The organism is Sphingomonas sp. SDUR79 (assembly GCF_056821745.1).
Genome location: NZ_JBPDIN010000001.1, coordinates 1,698,147 through 1,715,752 on the forward strand (window position 1 = coordinate 1,698,147; position 17,606 = coordinate 1,715,752).

Consider the following 17,606-nt stretch of genomic DNA (forward strand, 5'->3'; position numbering starts at 1 on the left):
TGCGGGCAAGCTGTGCCCGCCGGGGCGCAGCTTCATCGGCACCATTGCTCATTGGTCCCCTGAATCGGCGTCCCTTCCCTCTGAAGGAATACTCCGATGTCTCAGTTTTCTATCCACCCGACGCACCACGCGCCGCTCAAGCTGTGGGACAGCGCCGGACCGTTCGAGGCCGGCGCGATGCAGCAGCTGCGCAATGTCGCCTCGCTGCCGTTCATCTTCCGCCATGTCGCGGGGATGCCGGACGTCCATTGGGGCATGGGCGCGACCGTCGGTTCGGTGATCGCGACGCAGCGCGCGATCGTGCCCGCTGCGGTGGGCGTGGACATCGGTTGCGGGATGATGGCGGTGCGCACGTCGCTCACCGCCAGCCAGCTGCCCGACAGCCTCGCCGCGCTGCGTGCCGAGATCGAGCGCGCCGTGCCCAAGGGGATGGAGTCGAACCAGTCGGCCAACCACGCCAAGGGCGGCTGGGCGAGCACGCCGAACAGCGTGTCGCGCACCTGGTACGACCGGTTCGAGGACCGCTGGCGCAAGATCGTGGCGAAGAACCCCAAGGTCGACGGCAAGACCAGCGACCAGCTCGCCTCGATGGGCGGGGGGAACCACTTTATCGAGGTCTGCCTCGATGAAGAGCAGCGCGTATGGGTGATGCTTCACTCCGGATCGCGCGGCACGGGGAACCGGATCGGGACGTACTTCATCAATGCCGCGAAGGAAGCGATCGTGAAGGAGACGCTCGACTTCCATCTGGTCGACAAGGACCTGGCGTTCCTGACCGAGGGGTCGCAGCTGTTCGATGACTATATCGAGGCGATGCACTTCGCGCAGGATTATGCGATGGCGAACCGTGAGCTGATAATGGTCCGCGTGCTCGACGCGCTGCGCAAGCACGCTCCCGGCTTCAAGACCGACAAGGCCGCGATCAACTGCCACCACAATTACGCGACCCGGGAGCTGCATTTCGGGGAGCAGGTGTGGGTGACCCGCAAGGGCGCGGTGAGCGCCCGGGAAGGCGAGCTTGGGATCATCCCGGGTTCGATGGGCACGGGCAGCTTCATCGTCGAGGGGCTGGGCAATCAGGAGAGCTTCTGCTCCTGCTCGCACGGTGCCGGTCGCGTGATGTCGCGTGGGGCAGCGAAGAAGCTGATCAGCCTGGAGGACCACAAGGCGGCGATGCGCGGCATCGAGGCGCGGGTGGACGAAGGGGTGCTGGACGAAAGCCCGGCCGCCTACAAGGACATCGGCGCGGTGATGGACGCGCAACAGGACCTGGTCCGCATCCGCCACCGGTTGCGGCAGGTGGTCAATGTGAAGGGCTGAGGTTCTGCAAGGCCGTCACCCCGGCGTGAGCGCCGGGGTGACGGTCGAGCCATCAGAACAGCGACGGATAGGGAATCGGTCGTTTCAATTTGACCGCCGCTTCGTTGAGCTTGGCCTTCGTAAGGCGCAGTTCATCGGCCTTCAGCGCGATTGCGGCGCTGTCGCCGCTCGCGACTGCGGCGTCATATTCGCGTTGCTTGGCATAGACGGCGTTGAGCGCCTCAACATAGGCACTGTCATCCGGCGTCCAGGCAGGCTTTGCTGTCATCGCTTCAGTGAGCGCGGTCCCGACAGCGGTACCAGTCGCTGCGGATCGGGCCTTGAGCGCCTTCCCCAACGCCAGGCCGAACTGGTTGGGTTGGCGGATGACGACGAAGCGCAGCTTGACGTTGGTGGCACCGGCACGCTGTTCCTTGAACCCGTTCCGCGCCGTTTCTGCGGCGATCCGGTCCTGTTGCGCGTCTTGATAGACGATCTCCGCTGCGGCCAACGCCTCGCGCGTCTCGTCGGTGGACTTCGCGGCATCCCTGCGTTGCGCAGTTTTTAAGGACCGTTCCGCCGTGCGCTCCTCCGCTATGCGTGTCTCGACGGTGGTATACAGCGTGCTTGCGGCAGTGACTTGGGCGTCGACATAGCCTGTGGTCGGCCGACTTGGCATTACCACCGACGTGCTGGCGTACAGTGTTTTCCAGTCTAGCAACGTTCCCGGCTCCACCTTGGGCAGGATCATCCGGGCGCCCCCGAAGACCGTTCCGATGTCGCTTGCCGACGGCGCGGCGGGCGTCGCGAGCGAGACATGGAGTTCGGATGCCGCCAGCTTGTCCGGTGCCCCTTTCATTTTCTCGCGATACCAGACGAGCACGGGGCGCACGACAATGCCCTCCCGCGACCCCCACACCTGCGCTTCGATGTAGAGCGCGGGCATCTCGCGGATCCCAAAGCCATCCAGAGTATTCAAAAGATCCTTGGAGACGACGTTGTCACCGTCAGCGATCGGATCCTTGCCGGTGGCAGACACGATCGTGGTCCGAAGCGTCTCGATGTTGCGATCCGTGCCCAATTCAGACAGCTGCCCCTGTCCGGGGCTGTAGAGTATCAGGCATGTCGATTCTGCTGGCTCGAAACGTGGAGTGCTCACTTTCGGGCCCACCGGTTTGATATGGCCCAGCATGAAATGACTGGTGCCTTCGGCGACGATCCCCTTTTCCTTCGACGCTTCCTCCAGCGCCTCACCGATCGCATTAAGCCCGGAGCCGACCAGATCGCCGACGACCCCACCCACCAGCGTGGCGACGATACCGGCACTTTCCAGGGTCTTCGTCCGCTCCGTCTCGAGTGCGTCGGCGGGCGTGATCGGACAGGTCGGCGCGGTGAACATGCGAACCGACTGCACAGCTTCCGCGCGCGACGTCTGTGCCGCAACCGGCGTTGCGAACAGCGCCGCGATGGTCACTGTCGCCGATGTAGTCAGGCGAGCGGTAATGGGTCTCACGATCTTTCTCCTGAAAAACGTCCGGTCACCGAATCACACCCGCCGGAACCGCCAGTGTGTAGAAAACGCCGTTCATTCCGCACCCGGCGGCCAGTTGCTGGGGCCGACTGACCAATCCGACGACGTGCAGCGGCGCATCGGGCCGGGCAGGGTCGATCTGAAAGATCGGCGTGCCAGAGAATCCTTTCACGGTCTGACACGCGATCTGGACGCAGCGCTGAGACGAACTGACCGTCACGCACAGGCCCGCCCGTGGGAAGCGCAACCCACGCCGCCATTCGGAAGGAATGGCGATCGGGCCCGAGGCATGCCGATATGGCGCAAAATGCCCAACCAGCGTGACCGGCCCGATCGGGGGCTGTGCCACCATGGTGACCTCTGCAGCGCCGATCGCGTCCGCAGTCTCAATGCGGAGGCGGATCCAGTCGCCCGCGACGGTCCCTTCCGGCCCGGGTTTGTTTTCCACCGGTTCCAACCCGATTTTCCAGGGTCCGCCGGAACCCGACAGCGGACGCACGGTAACCTTTCCAGCGGCCAGATAGGGATAGACATCGTCATAGCAGTGCCGTGCCGTCGCCAGCGTCCGGTCGTTCCGCAACAGCGCGCCGCAAAAAGGTTCGCCCTTCACTTCAATGAGGCCGATCACCGTCAGGGCACCCTGCGGCCCGCCCATTGCGCCGCCAGTGTCAAAAATGCGCGGCTGAAGCGGTTCGGGGCCGCTTGCGCTCGCTCGCGGCAACAGACTGCCCAAACATTCCAGATCGAATGCGCGCGCGACCGCCTCGGATGGCAACAGATCGTCCAGATGCGCCTTAAAGGCGTCGGCCGCCGCGTTGCATCCGGGCGCGTCCTTCGCCCCCTGCTGGATAATCGCCTGTGCAGCCCGGAGGTCGTCGCGCCGTCTGCACGCAGCAGGCACGGTCGCACACTCCTTCCCCAATTTAACAATTTGGACATTAAGCGAGTTGATTGCCTGCGCTGGTTCGAATGTCCGCTGCATGGTCTTTAGGCGGTTTAGAATGCGTTCGATCAGCGTTCCCCCTTCGGGAACCGGCATTTGCTCCAGATCGAGCTCAGGAAATTGCGGCCGCCCGCCATCGAACCCTTTTGGCAGCGACAGCCCCTTGGGCAAATTCAAGTCCTTGGGAAGCTGCAAATCTCTCGGCACACCGCGGTCGGAGTCCAGGCTCAACCCGGTGGTTTGCGCACCAATTGCCGTCCACGCGAAAAGAAGGGTCGCGGATACGAAGGCAATGAATGCGATGATTCCGCGCACTGAGCTTCCCCGAATTCAGAACGCTGGTACGCGGGGCGATCATTGCCAGATTGGGTATGACAGTCAACCAGGAACGGCGCGGCTGCCGGGGAGAGTGAACCGAAATGGCGCGAACCGTCAGTCGGTCGGAAACACTGCCCCGACATGCGCCTCGCCGCGCTGTTCCGCCAGCAGCGCCTGGCGGTGTCGCTCGGCATAGCTGGCGCGCTGTTCATCGGTGCGGGTGCCGATACATGCGGGGCAGCTGACGCCCTCGACATAGTCCGCCGACGCTTGTCCCTCCGGGCTCACCGGCATGCGGCACGCGCGGCACAGGACATGGTCGCCGACCGCAAGGCCATGCTTCACCGCCACCCGCTCGTCGAACACGAAACATTCGCCGTCCCACAGGCTGCGATCCTGCGGCACCTGTTCGAGATAGGCGAGGATGCCGCCCTTGAGGTGATAGACCTGCTCCACCCCTTCGGCCTTGGCAAACGCCGTGGATTTCTCGCAGCGGATGCCGCCGGTGCAGAACATCGCGATCTTCGGCGTCCGCCCCGCCGCCTCGATCTCCGCGCGTTTGGCGCGGAACCAGTCGGGGAACTCGCTGAAGCTGCGCGTCTGCGGGTCGATCGCGCCACGGAACGTGCCGATCGCCACCTCATAATCGTTACGCGTGTCGATCAGTACCGTGTCGGGATCGGCGATCAGGTCGTTCCACTCGGTCGGCGCGACATAGTGCCCGACCCCCGCCAGCGGATCGATGTCCGGCTGGCCCATCGTCACGATCTCGCGCTTCAGCCGCACCTTCATCCGGTGAAACGGCATCGCGGCGGCGTGCGAGAATTTGACGTCGATGCCGGCACATCCGGGCAGCGCGCGGACATGCGCCAGCACTTCGTCGATCCCCGCATCGCTCCCCGCGATCGTGCCGTTGATGCCTTCGCGGGCAAGCAGCAGCGTGCCCTTTACCCCCTGCGCGACGCACAGGTCGAGCAGCGGACCCTTGATGGCCGCCGGATCGTCGAACCGGGTAAACTGGTACAGCGCCGCGACGCGGACTTGGCTCATCAGGCGACCTTGCCAATCACTGTACTTTAAACGCTGCCCCGAACAGCAGCACGTCGGCGTCGGGCGGCGACACCTGCAGCTCGCCCCCGCCCTGAGTCACCAGCTGGTGCACCAGATACGCCGCCGCCGCGCGCGGGGTCACCGGCGAGTCGCCCGTGTCACCGCTCAGCGCGCCGCGCAGCTCGCCGTCCAGCACGATGCGCGGCCCCTGCGCGCGCACCACGATCTCGACCATGTCGTCGCGCGCCTCGGCACCGATATCCAGCTGCCCGCCGCGCACCAGCGCATCGCCGCCGATCAGCGCGAGGTTGAGCAGCACCTTGATCACCTGCTTGGGCAGCACCGGATCCTCGACCATCCAGCCGATCGACACGCGGTGATTGTCGCCGAACAGCCCGTCGATCGCTGCCTGCGCCTCACGCGTATCGACGGTGTCGCCAAAGCCGCCCGCCGCGCCGAACGCCAGCCGGAAGAATTTCAGCTTGTTCGCACTCGCCTTCGCGCTTTCCGCCAGCAATTCAAGGCAGCGCGCGCGCATCTCGGGATCATGCTCGTCGGCGAGCAGCTCAAGGCCGTTGTTGAGCGCGCCCACCGGGCTCAGCAGATCGTGGCACAGGCGCGAGCAGAGCAGGCTGGCAAAATCGGTCGGCGAAATGTTCATGGCTCCCCTTTGGCCCAGCCGCGCCGCCGCTGCAAGCGCACCCTCTTCGCAAGCGGACCATTCGCAGCTAGCGTCCGCCGCAAATCGATTGGGAGATTCTGGATGCGGCATTGGATGACAGCGTTGACGGCACTAGCACTCACCACGACAGCGGCCCCCGCGCTCGCCCAGACCCGCGCTGCCCCCGCCGACGCGGTCAAGCTCGACACCAAGCGGATCGACGCGATGCTGGCGAAAATGGTCGGCGATGGCCGCGCGGTCGGCGGGTCGGTGCTGGTGTGGAAGGAGGGGCGCGAGGTGCATTTCGCCACGCGAGGCGTCGCCGATCGTGAGGCAAACCGCCCCTTCGCCCGCGACACGCTGGTGCAAATCTATTCGATGACCAAGCCGGTGACGGGCGTGGCCCTCATGCAGTTGTGGGAGCAGGGCAAGTTCCGCCTCGACGATCCGCTCGCGCGCTACCTCCCCGATTTCGCGAACATGCAGGTTCAGGACGGTACCGGCCCCGATGGCAAGCCGCTGTGGCGCGCCGCGAGCCGTCCGATCACGATCCGCGACGTGCTGCGCCACACCGCCGGTTTCGCCTATGGCGACGGCCCGACCGCAGCGCACAAGGCGTTCGCCGCCGCCGATCCGCTCAACCCGCAGAATACGCTGGCCGAATTCGGCCGCCGCCTGGCCAAGGTGCCCCTGCTCTCCGAACCCGGGACCGAATGGCATTACAGCGTGTCGGTCGATGTCCAGGCGCTGCTGGTCGAGCGCCTGTCGGGCATGAAGTTCACCGACTATGTCCAGAAGCACATTTTCGACCCGCTCAAGATGCGCGAAGCCGGTTGGCACCAGCCGATGGACCGCCTCCCCCGCTTCGCCGCCACCTATGTGAAGGGCGCGAACGGCATGACCCGCCAGCCCGAGGCGGCGATGCGCGAGCGCAACTTCCCCGGCGTGCCGCTGACGATGGGCGGCGCGGGCATCGTCGCGCCGATCGACGATTATATGCGCTTTGCCCGGATGCTGCTGAACGGCGGCGAGCTCGACGGCGCGCGCCTGCTCAAGCCCGCGACGATCCGCCTGATGGCGACCGACATGCTCGACCCGGCGATCAAGGAACGCGAGTGGCTGATGGGCAAGATCGACGGCGGCTTCGGCGTCAACTTCGCCGTCCGCACCGCCCGCCCAGCGACACCCGACCGCAATCGCGGCGCGGTCGGCGAATTCTTCTGGGATGGCGCGGCGAGCACGCTGTTCTGGGTCGATCCTGCCAACAACATGGCGGTCGTCTTCTTCGTCCAGACCTTCCCGTTCGACGGGACGCTTCACACCGATATCCGCAAGGCGGTCTATGGCGCGGACTATCTGGGGCCGAAGGGGGATTGAGTGCCCGTAAATCCTCCCCCGCAAGGGGGAGGTGTCAGCGCAGCTGACGGAGGGGGAGGAAGGGAGGCAGCAAGAGGCTCAATCACAAAGCCGTCCTCCCCCTCCGTCGCCTTCGGCGCCACCTCCCCCTGGCGGGGGAGGATTATCGTTGATCAAACCCCTCCCGCGCCTTGGCCACCGCGTCGAGGTTCGCCTCGGCCCAATGCCACACCCCGCAAAACGCCTCGCCCAGACTCTCGCCCAACGGGGTCAGCCGATAGTCGACGCGCGGCGGCACCACTGCATGCACCGTTCGTGTCACGAACCCATCGCGTTCCATCCGGCGCAGCGTCTGAGTCAGCATCTTCTGGCTGATCCCCGGAATCGCCTTCGACAGCTGCGTGAACCGCATCTCGCCGCCTTCATCGAGCGTTTCGAGCAGCAGCATCGTCCATTTGTCCGCGACCGCTCCGATCAGCTCATAAACCAGCGCATCGACCCGCGGATCGCTCGCATGCCATTCGCCATTGCCCATCCTCACACTCTCTTTTTGGTAAGTATAAATCTTTCGGGTGCCTTCTTTCGATACGATAGCGTGCCCCTAAATCCCCGTCACCACATCCCATGGAGACGCAGATGAAACAGTCCGGCAACACCATCCTCATCACCGGCGGCGGATCGGGCATTGGCGAGGCGCTTGCACATCGCCTGCACGATGCGGGCAACACCGTGATCGTCGCCGGCCGCCGCCGTGACGCGCTCGCCGCCGCCATCGCCGGTCGCGCGAACATGCACGCCATGACGCTCGACATCGACAGCGCCGAAGCGATCGAGACCTTCGCCGCCGAGCTGATCGCCGCCCACCCGGCGCTCAATGTCGTGATCAACAACGCCGGGGTCATGCGCTACGAGGATCTGTCCGCCAGCCGCGACCTCACCGATGCCGAGGCGACGATCACCACCAATTTGCTCGGCCCGATCCGTCTGACCAACGCGCTGGTCGATCGTCTGAAGGCGCAGGACGACGCGGCAATCGTCAACGTCACCTCCGGCCTTGCCTTCGTGCCGCTGGTTATCGCCGCGACCTACAGCGCGACCAAGGCGGCGGTCCACAGCTACACCCTCTCGCTCCGCGACGCGCTGGCGGGATCGGTGGAAGTGATCGAACTCGCCCCGCCCGCTGTCCAGACCGACCTCACCCCCGGCCAGCGCGAACGTCCCGCGTATCAGCCGCTCGACGACTTCGCAGACGAAGTGATGGCGCTGTTCGGGCAAAATCCGACGCCAAAGGAAATCCTGGTGGAGCGCGTAAAGCCGCTCCGCAATGCCGAGGCCGAAGGCCGCTTCGACGCGACGCTCGCGCAACTCACCGCGATGGTAAAGGCGGCGGCGGCCGAGCACGCCTGAACGCCGTTGGCGGGCGGGCTGCGGCGCGTGCCGATCGGGCACCACGCAGTCCGCCAGCCCCGGCGGCATCACCGCACGCAGGTCACCTCGGTCGCCTTTACAAACCCATATTCGGGTGGCCCGGCGCGCGAGACGACCCCAGTGCTGAATCCTGCGCGAACGCATTGGGCCTTGGCGATGCCGATGCAATTGCTGTCCGGGCGGCATTCGAAATTCACCACCATCCGAACCCCTTCGCCAGATCCGCCACCGCCGCCGCCCGATCCGGCGCGCAGCAACCGCTCGATCCGGTCGAGGCGCTGGACGATTTCCTGGTGCACGTCCTGCGCCTGCGCGGCCGGCGCAGCGGCCACGAGCAATATCGCCGCCATCGTCAAATTCCGTTGCATTCCTGCTCTCCCCTGCGACTCGAACACAGCCAAGCACGCCCGATGTGCAGGCACAACGGTCAGCACAGCTCCACCAACGCCTGCTCGAACCGTCCATGCAGTCCAGCATCCCCCGCACGCCATGCGGTGACCGCATCCCCCGCGACGATGACCCAGATCTTCCCGTCCGCCGCCGCCATTGCTGCATCGGTCGCGGACGGTGTCGCATCCCCGGACGGGTGCGAGTGCCAGTACCCGATCACCCGCTCCCCGCCCCCACGCTCGGCCTTCAGCGCCGCAATCAGCGCGCTCGGATCGATCTCGAACCGCCGCGTCGGATCGTCCGAAACATTGGCCTCGACGCTGGCCCGCTCGACCCCATCGGCCCCGAACAACAGCCCGCACGCCTCCAGCGGCGCGGCCTCCGCCGCCGCCTGGTGGAGTAGTGCGATAACACAGCTTGAAATCCGCAATCCCATTCCCATTTCTCTACAGCAATGAACCGGGGGGTAGCCACACTCGAAGCGCGGATCGCGGATGCAGCAGATGGCTGGCGGCTCGACCGGGCTTTGGCGGATGCGCTCCCCACGCTGTCGCGTGAGCGGATCAAGGCGCTGATCTCGACCGGCAACGTCACCGGCCCCGATGGCCTGATCCGCGATCCCAAGAAAAAGGCGCCCGGCGGCGCGCTGTTCACGCTCAACGTCCCCGACCCCGAACCCGCGCATAACGAGGCGCAGGACATCGCGCTCAACGTGGTGTTCGAGGATGAGCATCTGATCGTGATCGACAAGCAGGCGGGGCTGGTCGTCCACCCCGCTGCGGGCAATTTCGACGGCACCCTTGTGAACGCGCTGCTCCACCATTGCCAGGGCAGCCTGTCGGGCATCGGCGGGGTCGCGCGCCCGGGCATCGTGCACCGCATCGACAAGGACACGTCCGGCCTGATGGTCGCGGCGAAGACCGACCGCGCGCATGTCGGCCTTGCCCGCCAGTTCAAGGATCATTCGATCGACCGCCGCTATCGGGCGATCGTCTCGGGCCGACCGAAAACGTCAGGCGGATCCGTAGATGCACCACTTGCGCGCTCGCCGCAAAACCGCAAGAAGATCGCCATCCAGCCGGGTGGCAAGCGCGCGGTCACCCACTGGACGCTGCTTACGCCGCTGTATGAGGCAGCACTGGTCGAATGCCGGCTCGAAACCGGCCGCACGCACCAGGTGCGCGTGCACATGGCGTCGCTCGGTCACCCGTTGATCGGCGACCCGGTTTATGGTAGAACGAAGAAAGAACACCGGGAGGTATTGGAAACTATGGGTTTCCGCCGTCAGGCCTTGCATGCCGCCCGGCTGGGGTTCATCCATCCTATCAGTAGTAACGCTTTGGCGTTCGATAGCGAAATGCCTGCGGACATGCAGGAACTGATGGATAAGCTCATCGTATAAGTATCTGACTCGTCCAAAAGGAGGGTCGACCGGCATCCCCGCCTATAAAGGGGGGAAGCCCAGACAAAGGGAGTAAGTGACCATGGCCCGCGGAAGCAACGTCCCGGCGACGATCCCCGCCCTAGGTGGTGAGGCAAGCCTCAACCGCTATCTGGCGGAGATCAAGAAGTTTCCGATCCTCGCGCCCGAGCAGGAATATATGCTCGCGAAGCGCTTTCAGGAGCATGGCGACCCCGAAGCGGCCGCGCAGCTGGTCACCTCGCATCTGCGCCTCGTGGCGAAGATCGCGATGGGCTATCGCGGCTATGGCCTGCCGGTCAGCGAACTGATTTCCGAAGGCAATATCGGCCTGATGCAGGGCGTGAAGAAGTTCGAGCCCGATCGCGGCTTCCGCCTCGCCACCTATGCGATGTGGTGGATCCGCGCCTCGATCCAGGAATTCATCCTGCGTTCGTGGAGCCTCGTGAAGATGGGCACCACCGCCGCGCAGAAGAAGCTGTTCTTCAACCTGCGCCGGATGAAGGCCAAGCTCGACGCGTTCGAGGATGGCGACCTCAAGCCCGAGGATCTGGCGAAGATCGCCACCGATCTCGGCGTGACCGAGGAAGAGGTCACGTCGATGAACCGCCGCATGGCGATGGGCGGCGACACGTCGCTCAACGTGCCGATGCGCGAGGATGGCGAAAGCCAGTGGCAGGACTGGCTGCAGGACGACAGCGCCCTGCAGGACGAAGTCGTCGCCGAAGCGCAGGAAGCGGATGTCCGCCACTCCATGCTGATCGAGGCGATGGACGAGCTCAACGAGCGTGAGCAGCACATCCTGACCGAACGTCGCCTGACCGACGATCCCAAGACGCTGGAAGAGCTTTCGCAGGTCTATGGCGTCAGCCGCGAGCGCGTCCGCCAGATCGAGGTGCGCGCGTTCGAAAAGCTGCAAAAGGCGATGATGCGCCTGGCGGGTGACCGCCGGTTGCTGACGGTCGGCTGAGCGATCGACCGGGGGACGGGTGTCGCAGGACGATAGCGGAACGGGCGGATCGGCGCCGGGTTCGCCGCGCCCGGGCCCTCCGCTCGGCCCGCGCCCACTCCCCGACCTTGGCCATCTCGACGGAATCGGCATTCAGCCCGTGAAGCCCGCCAAACCCCGCAAACCGATCGGCCGCCGCATCCTCGGCTGGCTGTTCAAGGGTGCGCTGGCGTTCGTGCTGGTGTCGGTGGGGATGGTCACGCTCTACCGCTTCGTCCCCCCGCCCTTCACGCTGACGATGATGGGCGACATCTTCACCGGCCATGGCGTGACCAAGAAATGGGTGCCGCTCTCGCGCATCGACGCGGACATGGCCCGCGCCGCGATCGCAGCGGAGGACAGCAGCTTTTGCAGCCATGCGGGCTTCGACTATGACTCGATCGCCGCCGCCATGCTGCGCAACGCCCAGGGTGGAAAGGTGCTGCGCGGGGGATCGACGATCAGCCAGCAGACGGCGAAAAACGTGTTCCTGTGGCAGGGCGGCGGTTATTTCCGCAAAGCGCTGGAGGCGTGGTTCACCGTCCTGATCGAACAGATCTGGGGCAAGCGGCGAATCATGGAAGTGTATCTGAACGTCGCCGAGACCGGCATCGGCACCTATGGCGCCGAAGCGGGTGCGCGCCGCTATTTCAAGAAAGGCGCGGGCAACCTGACCCGCGCCGAGGCAGCGCGTATCGCCGCCGTCCTGCCTTTGCCCAAGAAGCGCGCGGCCACCGCCCCCAAGGGCTTTACCCGCCGCTATGGCAATTCGATCGCGGCGCGTATCGGCGTCGTCCAGCGCGACGGTCTGGACGCCTGCGTGCGCTGAACGCCCCTCCCTGAACGGGAGGGATTGGGCGTGGCGCGCGCATCTGGACGCCCAAAACGCCTTCAGGGAGAGGGCATGACGGATCGCCGAAGTGGCAAACGTCTGTCGACCCGCCATGCCCTCCCTGCGCCCCTCCTACACGGAAGAAGGGCGATTGGGTCTTATTTCTTTTCGGCAGGAACCGCCTCGTCGATCGCGTCGCCGGCCTTCTCGGCGGTTTCGCCCACGGCCTGAGCCGCTTCGGTGATCGCCGCGTCCTTGCGCGTCTCGGAATTGTTGCTCAGGAAGTAGAACGCGCCGACGACCACGATCACCAGCGCGATGATCCCCAGGATCAGCCCGCCGCCACCGCCGCGCCGTTCGATCACCGTGGTCGTGCCGCCGCCATTACGCTCGGTCACGCGCTCGGCAGTCACGCCATCGGTGCGTTCGACAATCCGTTCTTCAGCCATCTCTCATCTCCCAACAGGAACATTGGCGGCCCAACGCCGGGGCAAAAGCCATTGTTCCCGTTGTGAAATGTTCAGGTGTTATTTGAAGAGGTTACGGTGCAGCCCGCTCCCCCACAAACCTCAGAACGGCAGCTTGAACCCCGGAGGCAGCGGGATGCCGCTGGAAAGCTTCGACATTTCCGCCGACGCCGCCGCATCCGCCTTGGCCCGCGCATCGTTGAGCGCGGCGGCCACCAGGTCTTCCAGCATCTGCTTTTCCGACGGGGCGAGCAGCGATTCGTCGATGGTCACACCAATGATCCGGCCCTTGGCGCTCGCCTTGACCTTGACCAGCCCGCCGCCCGACGCGCCCTCGACCTCGATCCCGTCAAGGTTCGCCTGCGCCTTGGTCAGCTCGTTCTGGACGTTCTGCGCCATTGCCATGATGTCTTCGATACTCTTCACCCAAACCTCCTGTTTTCGCGGGTCCAGCCGATCAGCTCGGCATCGGGAAAGGCTTCGAGCGCGGCGGCAACCACGGGCGAGGCCAGCACCGCATCGCGCTCCGCCGCCTCGCGCTCCGCGCGCTCCTCGTTCAACGTCTTCTGGCCCGGCGCATCGGTGACACGCAGCGACCAGCGCTTGCCCAGCACGCGCCGCAGCGTGCTCTCGAAATCATGCACCAGATCGGCGGGCAACCCATGGCTGCTGACCTCAACCACCGGTTCCTCCAACCGGATCGGGCGGACAAGGTTCCGCACGCGCGCGGCAAGATGCTCCTCATGCGCCGCCGCCAGTCGTTCGACCAGTTCGGCCATGCTCCGCGGCGCGGGTGCCTCGGCGGGGGCTGAAGGCGTGGCAGCCGGAGCTGGGCCACCCATCGGCGCGCCCTCGGCAATCTTGCGGGCCAGCTCGCCCGGATCGGGCAGGGTCGAAGCGTGGATCACCCGCAGCAGCGTCATCTCGCACGCTTCGATCGGCAGCGCGGCGCGGATCACCTCGTCATGCCCCTTGAGCAGCAGCTGCCACAGCCGATGCAGCGCCGGGAAGCCGAGCTTCCCCGCCCATTCGGCCAGCGCCGCGCTCTCCTCGGTCGCCTGTCCCGGGATCACCGCATTGCCGAGCTTCGCCAGCGTCACGCGATGCACCATCTCCAGCAGCGACTTCAGCACCGCCTGCGGATCGACGCCCAGATCATATTGCCCGCGCAGCGCCGCCAGCGCGCCCGCTGCGTCGCCCGCGATCACAAGGGCGAACAGGTCGCGGATCGCATTGCGGTCGGACAGGCCGAGCATGTCGCGCACCGCATCGGCAGTGACCGCCCCGCCCTCCATCCCGGCATGCGCAATCGCCTGATCGAGGATCGACAGGCCATCGCGCGCCGACCCTTCCGCCGCGCGCGCGATCATCGCCAGCGCCTCGGGCTCGGCCTGGGCACCTTCCTTCTCCACCACCTCGCCGAAATGCGCGGCGAGCTTGTCCGCCGGGATGCGCCGCAGGTCGAACCGCTGACAGCGCGACAGCACCGTCACCGGCACCTTCTGCACCTCGGTCGTCGCGAACAGGAATTTCACATGCCCAGGCGGCTCTTCCAGCGTCTTGAGCAACGCGTTGAACGCGTTTTTCGACAGCATGTGGACTTCGTCGATAATGTAGATCTTGTACCGCGCACTCACCGCCGAATAGCGCGACGCATCGATGATCTCACGCACATCGTCGACACCGGTATGGCTGGCGGCGTCCATCTCGATCACATCGATATGCCGCCCCTCGGCAATCGCGCGGCACGGCTCGCACACCCCGCACGGATCGATCGTCGGCCCGCCCTGACCGTCCGGACCGATGCAGTTCAGCGCCTTGGCGATCAGTCGCGCGGTCGACGTCTTGCCGACCCCGCGCACGCCGGTCAGCAGGAACGCATGCGCCAGCCGGTCGCGTTTGATCGCGTTCCCCAGCGTCTGCACCATCGCATCCTGCCCGATCAGCTGGGCAAAGGTCTGCGGCCGGTATTTGCGCGCAAGCACGCGATACACGCTGTCGCGCGGCTGAGGCGGTTCGTCGAGGCCAAGGAATGAATCGGACATTGCGAAGGACCCTAGCGGGTCATGCGGCGCGCGTCATGTGGGGAAGGTGGGAGCCGGGACGACCCGACACGAAAATCGTTACGGCTGCTTCCTTCCGGATCTGACCGGGTTGGCGACGGTATCGTCCGCCCGACTCCCGCGGCGCAGATAGGCGCAGGCGCGCGTGAATGCAATGCCGTCGCTCGAGACCATATTGTCCGGCTGAAGTCGAAACTGCTCGCTAAAGCTGGACTGTAGCTGCGAAAACCGAAACCCAGGACCACCAATTTTATTGGCCTTGGTCACCGCTCGGGTTCGCTACAGGGGAGGTTATGGGAGGCGATGTGTCGGACGCAAACGAGACAGTTCTGAACAGACTGAGCGACGGCGAGCGCGAAATCCTGCGACTGCTAGGCGAAGGACACACCGCGAAGAGCATCGCGCAACGCACACGACGCTCTCTTTCTTCGGTCAACGAGCATTTGCGCCGCGCACGCCGCAAGACCGGTGCCAGCAGCAGCCGCGAGCTCGCCCGGTTGCTGCGCGACGAAAAATTCGTTGACGAGAAAGTCGGTCTACCTCTGACCGGGCCGACCTTGCAAAGCCAACGCCCCCGCCTCATTCGCAAGGGAGCCTTGGCCATGACCGTTCTGTTCTCCGCCGCAATCGCTGCGGCAGTGCTTCTACAACCAACAACGCAGTCGGAGCCCCCCGTCCGCGATCCGCTCCTTGAAAGGCTTTACCCCTACTCCGACACCGAACCGCGCGCGCTAGCGAAGCGGCTTCGCGGGGAAGGGCGTGCCGTTGCTTGGGCAGAACCGTCCGAAGCTGCGCTACGCGCATATTATGCCACGCTGTTCCGCTCAGGCGACGTCGAGCTGATCCAGATCGTCTGCGGATCGACGGTGTGTGAGGTCGTCGGCAAGCTCAAGGCAAGCGAACCAAAGGCGATCAACGCGGCAATGATGACATTGCAGGATAGCCGCGGCGGACCGGCGGGCTTGAGACATACGTCCGTGAGCTTCAGTCGCGAACTGTTCGCCATCCACTGGCTTCGCAAGCAGTGATCCCGCTTTGCTAAGGTGGCGCGCCAGCGACCAAGCGAGAGAGCGGTGACTCGCCATCAGGGCGCTGCTAAGCCGCTGCACGATGCGCATTTTGTTGCTGGGCGCCGGGGGGTTCATCGGCCGGCATATCCTGTCCGAATTGCTGGCGAGCGGGCATCAGGTGCGCGCGGTCGCTCGCGATGTCGCGCGGCTGCGCGAGGCCGAGCCGGGCGCGGAGTGGGTCGGACTCGACCTCGCCCGCGCTACCGATCCTGAGGGGTGGCGCGCGCATCTTTCCGGTATCGACTGCGTGGTCAATGCGGCGGGCGTGCTGCGCGGGCCGGAGATGCAGGCGGTGCATGTCGACATGCCGCGCGCGCTCCACGCCGCGTGCAAGCGCGCGGAAGTCCGCCGCGTCATCCTCATCTCCGCCGTCAGCGCGCGGCCCGATGTCGCGACCGACTATGCCGCGACCAAGCTGGCGGGCGAAGCGGCGTTGCGCGACTCGGGCCTGCGCTGGACGATCTTCCGCCCCTCGCTGGTGATCGCGGAGGGCAGCTATGGCGGCACCTCGCTGCTGCGCGGCCTCGCCGCCCTGCCCTTCGCACAGCCGCTCGCGGGGGACGGCGACTTCGCCTTCTCCCCGATCCATGCCGATGATCTCGCCCGCTCGGCCCGCCTGGCGTGCGAGGATTTGTGGTTCGTCGGCCAGAGCTTCGAGCCCGCCGGACCGGAAACGCTCACCCTGCGCGAGCTCATGACGCGCTACCGCACCTGGCTCGGCCTCGGCCCCAGCCGCTTCGTCCGTGTGCCGATGCCGGTGATGCGCGCGCTCGGCCGGATCGGCGACCTTACCGGGTCCGGCCCGGTATCGACCAACAGCCTCGCCCAACTCGTCGCCGGCAACGCCGCCGACGGCGCTGCCTTTGCCCAGGCAGTCGGCTTCCGCCCGCGCAGCGTGGCGCAGGCGCTGCGCGACCGCGCCGCCGGGGTGCAGGACCGCTGGCACGCGCGCTTGTTCTTCCTCGCCCCCGCGATCCGCTGGGGCCTCGCCTTGCTCTGGCTCGCCTCCGCGCTGCTCGGCCTGTTTGCAGGACGCGCGCAGACGCTCGAATGGCTCGCCGCGATCGGAGCACCGGAGGGTGCAGCACTCCCGCTCCAGATCGGCACCGGCCTGCTCGACCTCGCCATCGCCGCAATCGTTCTGCGCGACCGCACCGCGCGCACCGCGACCGCCGTCCAGCTCGCGGTCGTGACCGGCTACACGCTGGTCCTCACCCTCGGCCTGCCCACGCTCTGGGCCGATCCGCTCGGGCCGCTGCTCAAGAACCTCCCGATCCTGCTGCTGATCCTCGTCCATGGCGCGATCGGAGACCGGCGATGACCTATCTGCTGGTCAAATGGGTGCATATCCTGAGCTCCACCGTCCTGTTCGGCTTCGGCGCGGGGACGGCCTGGTATCTGTGGAACGCACACCGCAGCGGCGATCCCGCGACGATCGCCAGCGTCGGCAATATGGTGGTCCGCGCCGACTGGATCTTCACGGGCACCAGCGGCGTGGTTCAGCCGGTCAGCGGCCTGATCCTGCTGCACCTGCTCGGCATCTCGCTGACCGAAAGCTGGGTGCTGGCCAGCGTCGCGCTCTACCTGCTCGCCTTCGCCTGCTGGGTGCCCGTCGTCGGCCTGCAAATCCGCGCCCGCAACCTCGCCCGCGCCGCACTCGCCAGCGGCCAGCCGCTCGGTGCCGAGTATCACCGCGCGATGCGGCTATGGTTCATCCTCGGCTGGCCCGCCTTCCTCGGCCTCACCGCGGTCTTCTGGCTGATGGTCGCCAAGCCGCAATTATGGTGAGC

General features: G+C 65.9%; 19 protein-coding genes and 1 other RNA gene. 9 read left to right on the forward strand and 11 right to left on the reverse strand.

Features of this window, described 5'->3' with window-relative positions; genetic code table 11:
- The first annotated feature begins 96 nt into the window (after window positions 1–96).
- A complete protein-coding gene (locus ACRYLO_RS08235; protein WP_482659717.1) occupies window positions 97–1,320 on the forward strand; it encodes an RtcB family protein in 1,224 nt (407 codons plus the stop codon).
- Window positions 1,321–1,372: 52 nt separating this feature from the next.
- On the opposite strand, the gene ACRYLO_RS08240 is transcribed toward ACRYLO_RS08235, so the two are convergent.
- From ACRYLO_RS08240 to ACRYLO_RS08255, 4 genes are all read right to left on the reverse strand, one after another.
- Window positions 1,373–2,773, reverse strand: a complete 1,401-nt coding sequence (locus ACRYLO_RS08240; protein ID WP_482659718.1) for a hypothetical protein — start codon at window positions 2,771–2,773, stop codon at window positions 1,373–1,375.
- A gap of 64 nt (window positions 2,774–2,837) precedes the next feature.
- Window positions 2,838–4,088 carry a hypothetical protein gene (locus tag ACRYLO_RS08245; protein WP_482659719.1) on the reverse strand — a complete coding sequence of 417 codons (1,251 nt, stop codon included), beginning with the start codon at window positions 4,086–4,088 and terminating at the stop codon, window positions 2,838–2,840.
- A gap of 117 nt (window positions 4,089–4,205) precedes the next feature.
- Window positions 4,206–5,141, reverse strand: a complete 936-nt coding sequence (gene trhO / locus ACRYLO_RS08250; RefSeq protein ID WP_482659720.1) for an oxygen-dependent tRNA uridine(34) hydroxylase TrhO — start codon at window positions 5,139–5,141, stop codon at window positions 4,206–4,208.
- 16 nt (window positions 5,142–5,157) lie between these two features.
- Window positions 5,158–5,802, reverse strand: coding sequence for a histidine phosphotransferase family protein (locus ACRYLO_RS08255; RefSeq protein WP_482659721.1), 645 nt, complete (start codon window positions 5,800–5,802; stop codon window positions 5,158–5,160).
- A 123-nt stretch (window positions 5,803–5,925) separates the two neighbouring features.
- Between ACRYLO_RS08255 and ACRYLO_RS08260 the strand changes: the two genes are divergently transcribed.
- Window positions 5,926–7,179, forward strand: a complete 1,254-nt coding sequence (locus tag ACRYLO_RS08260) for a serine hydrolase domain-containing protein (RefSeq protein WP_482659722.1) — start codon at window positions 5,926–5,928, stop codon at window positions 7,177–7,179.
- A 142-nt stretch (window positions 7,180–7,321) separates the two neighbouring features.
- Here ACRYLO_RS08260 and ACRYLO_RS08265 read toward each other — a convergent pair whose 3' ends face one another.
- Complete coding sequence (locus ACRYLO_RS08265) at window positions 7,322–7,693, reverse strand: winged helix-turn-helix transcriptional regulator (RefSeq protein WP_482659723.1); 372 nt, start codon at window positions 7,691–7,693, stop codon at window positions 7,322–7,324.
- 101 nt (window positions 7,694–7,794) lie between these two features.
- Here ACRYLO_RS08265 and ACRYLO_RS08270 point away from each other — a divergent pair, with 101 nt between their 5' ends.
- Window positions 7,795–8,565, forward strand: a complete 771-nt coding sequence (locus ACRYLO_RS08270; RefSeq protein ID WP_482659724.1) for an SDR family oxidoreductase — start codon at window positions 7,795–7,797, stop codon at window positions 8,563–8,565.
- Window positions 8,566–8,633: 68 nt separating this feature from the next.
- Here the strand turns inward: ACRYLO_RS08270 and ACRYLO_RS08275 are convergent, their stop codons facing one another.
- Window positions 8,634–8,954, reverse strand: a complete 321-nt coding sequence (locus ACRYLO_RS08275) for a hypothetical protein (RefSeq protein ID WP_482659725.1) — start codon at window positions 8,952–8,954, stop codon at window positions 8,634–8,636.
- A 59-nt stretch (window positions 8,955–9,013) separates the two neighbouring features.
- Entirely contained in the window at window positions 9,014–9,412 is a 399-nt protein-coding gene (locus tag ACRYLO_RS08280) for a M67 family metallopeptidase (RefSeq protein WP_482659726.1), read from the reverse strand.
- An 18-nt stretch (window positions 9,413–9,430) separates the two neighbouring features.
- Between ACRYLO_RS08280 and ACRYLO_RS08285 the strand changes: the two genes are divergently transcribed.
- The 3 genes from ACRYLO_RS08285 to mtgA all read left to right on the forward strand — a co-directional run bounded on the left by ACRYLO_RS08285 (window position 9,431) and on the right by mtgA (window position 12,213).
- A complete protein-coding gene (locus ACRYLO_RS08285; RefSeq protein WP_482659727.1) occupies window positions 9,431–10,378 on the forward strand; it encodes an RluA family pseudouridine synthase in 948 nt (315 codons plus the stop codon).
- Between the two features lie 82 nt (window positions 10,379–10,460).
- On the forward strand, window positions 10,461–11,366 hold the full coding sequence (gene rpoH / locus ACRYLO_RS08290; protein WP_294017326.1) for an RNA polymerase sigma factor RpoH: 906 nt from the start codon (window positions 10,461–10,463) through the stop codon (window positions 11,364–11,366).
- A 166-nt stretch (window positions 11,367–11,532) separates the two neighbouring features.
- Entirely contained in the window at window positions 11,533–12,213 is a 681-nt protein-coding gene (gene mtgA, locus ACRYLO_RS08295; RefSeq protein WP_482661702.1) for a monofunctional biosynthetic peptidoglycan transglycosylase, read from the forward strand.
- 161 nt (window positions 12,214–12,374) lie between these two features.
- Here mtgA and ACRYLO_RS08300 read toward each other — a convergent pair whose 3' ends face one another.
- From ACRYLO_RS08300 to ffs, 4 genes are all read right to left on the reverse strand, one after another.
- On the reverse strand, window positions 12,375–12,665 hold the full coding sequence (locus ACRYLO_RS08300) for a hypothetical protein (RefSeq protein WP_482659728.1): 291 nt from the start codon (window positions 12,663–12,665) through the stop codon (window positions 12,375–12,377).
- Window positions 12,666–12,785: 120 nt separating this feature from the next.
- Window positions 12,786–13,109, reverse strand: a complete 324-nt coding sequence (locus ACRYLO_RS08305; RefSeq protein WP_482659729.1) for a YbaB/EbfC family nucleoid-associated protein — start codon at window positions 13,107–13,109, stop codon at window positions 12,786–12,788.
- Window positions 13,106–14,728 carry a DNA polymerase III subunit gamma/tau gene (locus tag ACRYLO_RS08310; RefSeq protein ID WP_482659730.1) on the reverse strand — a complete coding sequence of 541 codons (1,623 nt, stop codon included), beginning with the start codon at window positions 14,726–14,728 and terminating at the stop codon, window positions 13,106–13,108. Before ACRYLO_RS08310 ends, ACRYLO_RS08305 begins: the two co-directional genes overlap by 4 nt.
- Before the next feature lie 42 nt (window positions 14,729–14,770).
- Window positions 14,771–14,869, reverse strand: an RNA gene (gene ffs / locus ACRYLO_RS08315) — signal recognition particle sRNA small type.
- A 182-nt stretch (window positions 14,870–15,051) separates the two neighbouring features.
- On the opposite strand from ffs, the gene ACRYLO_RS08320 reads away from it, so the two are divergent.
- The 3 genes from ACRYLO_RS08320 (at window position 15,052) to ACRYLO_RS08330 (ending at window position 17,604) form a co-directional block, all read left to right on the forward strand.
- Complete coding sequence (locus ACRYLO_RS08320; RefSeq protein ID WP_482659731.1) at window positions 15,052–15,774, forward strand: helix-turn-helix domain-containing protein; 723 nt, start codon at window positions 15,052–15,054, stop codon at window positions 15,772–15,774.
- A gap of 82 nt (window positions 15,775–15,856) precedes the next feature.
- Window positions 15,857–17,137 carry an SDR family oxidoreductase gene (locus tag ACRYLO_RS08325; RefSeq protein WP_482659732.1) on the forward strand — a complete coding sequence of 427 codons (1,281 nt, stop codon included), beginning with the start codon at window positions 15,857–15,859 and terminating at the stop codon, window positions 17,135–17,137.
- Entirely contained in the window at window positions 17,134–17,604 is a 471-nt protein-coding gene (locus ACRYLO_RS08330) for a DUF2269 family protein (RefSeq protein ID WP_482659733.1), read from the forward strand. The genes ACRYLO_RS08325 and ACRYLO_RS08330 overlap by 4 nt, the downstream gene beginning before the upstream one ends.
- Window positions 17,605–17,606: the final 2 nt, after the last annotated feature.

Bases quoted from the DNA above. Each gene is read 5' to 3' on its own strand.
- ACRYLO_RS08330 (WP_482659733.1), top strand. From the start codon at position 17,134: ATGACCTATCTGCTGGTCAAATGGGTGCATATCCTGAGCTCCACCGTC.
- ACRYLO_RS08300 (WP_482659728.1), bottom strand. From the start codon at position 12,665: ATGGCTGAAGAACGGATTGTCGAACGCACCGATGGCGTGACTGCCGAG.
- ACRYLO_RS08285 (WP_482659727.1), top strand. From the start codon at position 9,431: ATGAACCGGGGGGTAGCCACACTCGAAGCGCGGATCGCGGATGCAGCA.
- ACRYLO_RS08270 (WP_482659724.1), top strand. From the start codon at position 7,795: ATGAAACAGTCCGGCAACACCATCCTCATCACCGGCGGCGGATCGGGC.
- rpoH (WP_294017326.1), top strand. From the start codon at position 10,461: ATGGCCCGCGGAAGCAACGTCCCGGCGACGATCCCCGCCCTAGGTGGT.
- ACRYLO_RS08265 (WP_482659723.1), bottom strand. From the start codon at position 7,693: ATGGGCAATGGCGAATGGCATGCGAGCGATCCGCGGGTCGATGCGCTG.
- ACRYLO_RS08235 (WP_482659717.1), top strand. From the start codon at position 97: ATGTCTCAGTTTTCTATCCACCCGACGCACCACGCGCCGCTCAAGCTG.
- ACRYLO_RS08310 (WP_482659730.1), bottom strand. From the start codon at position 14,728: ATGTCCGATTCATTCCTTGGCCTCGACGAACCGCCTCAGCCGCGCGAC.
- ACRYLO_RS08325 (WP_482659732.1), top strand. From the start codon at position 15,857: ATGCGCATTTTGTTGCTGGGCGCCGGGGGGTTCATCGGCCGGCATATC.
- trhO (WP_482659720.1), bottom strand. From the start codon at position 5,141: ATGAGCCAAGTCCGCGTCGCGGCGCTGTACCAGTTTACCCGGTTCGAC.
- ACRYLO_RS08280 (WP_482659726.1), bottom strand. From the start codon at position 9,412: ATGGGATTGCGGATTTCAAGCTGTGTTATCGCACTACTCCACCAGGCG.
- ACRYLO_RS08255 (WP_482659721.1), bottom strand. From the start codon at position 5,802: ATGAACATTTCGCCGACCGATTTTGCCAGCCTGCTCTGCTCGCGCCTG.
- ACRYLO_RS08275 (WP_482659725.1), bottom strand. From the start codon at position 8,954: ATGCAACGGAATTTGACGATGGCGGCGATATTGCTCGTGGCCGCTGCG.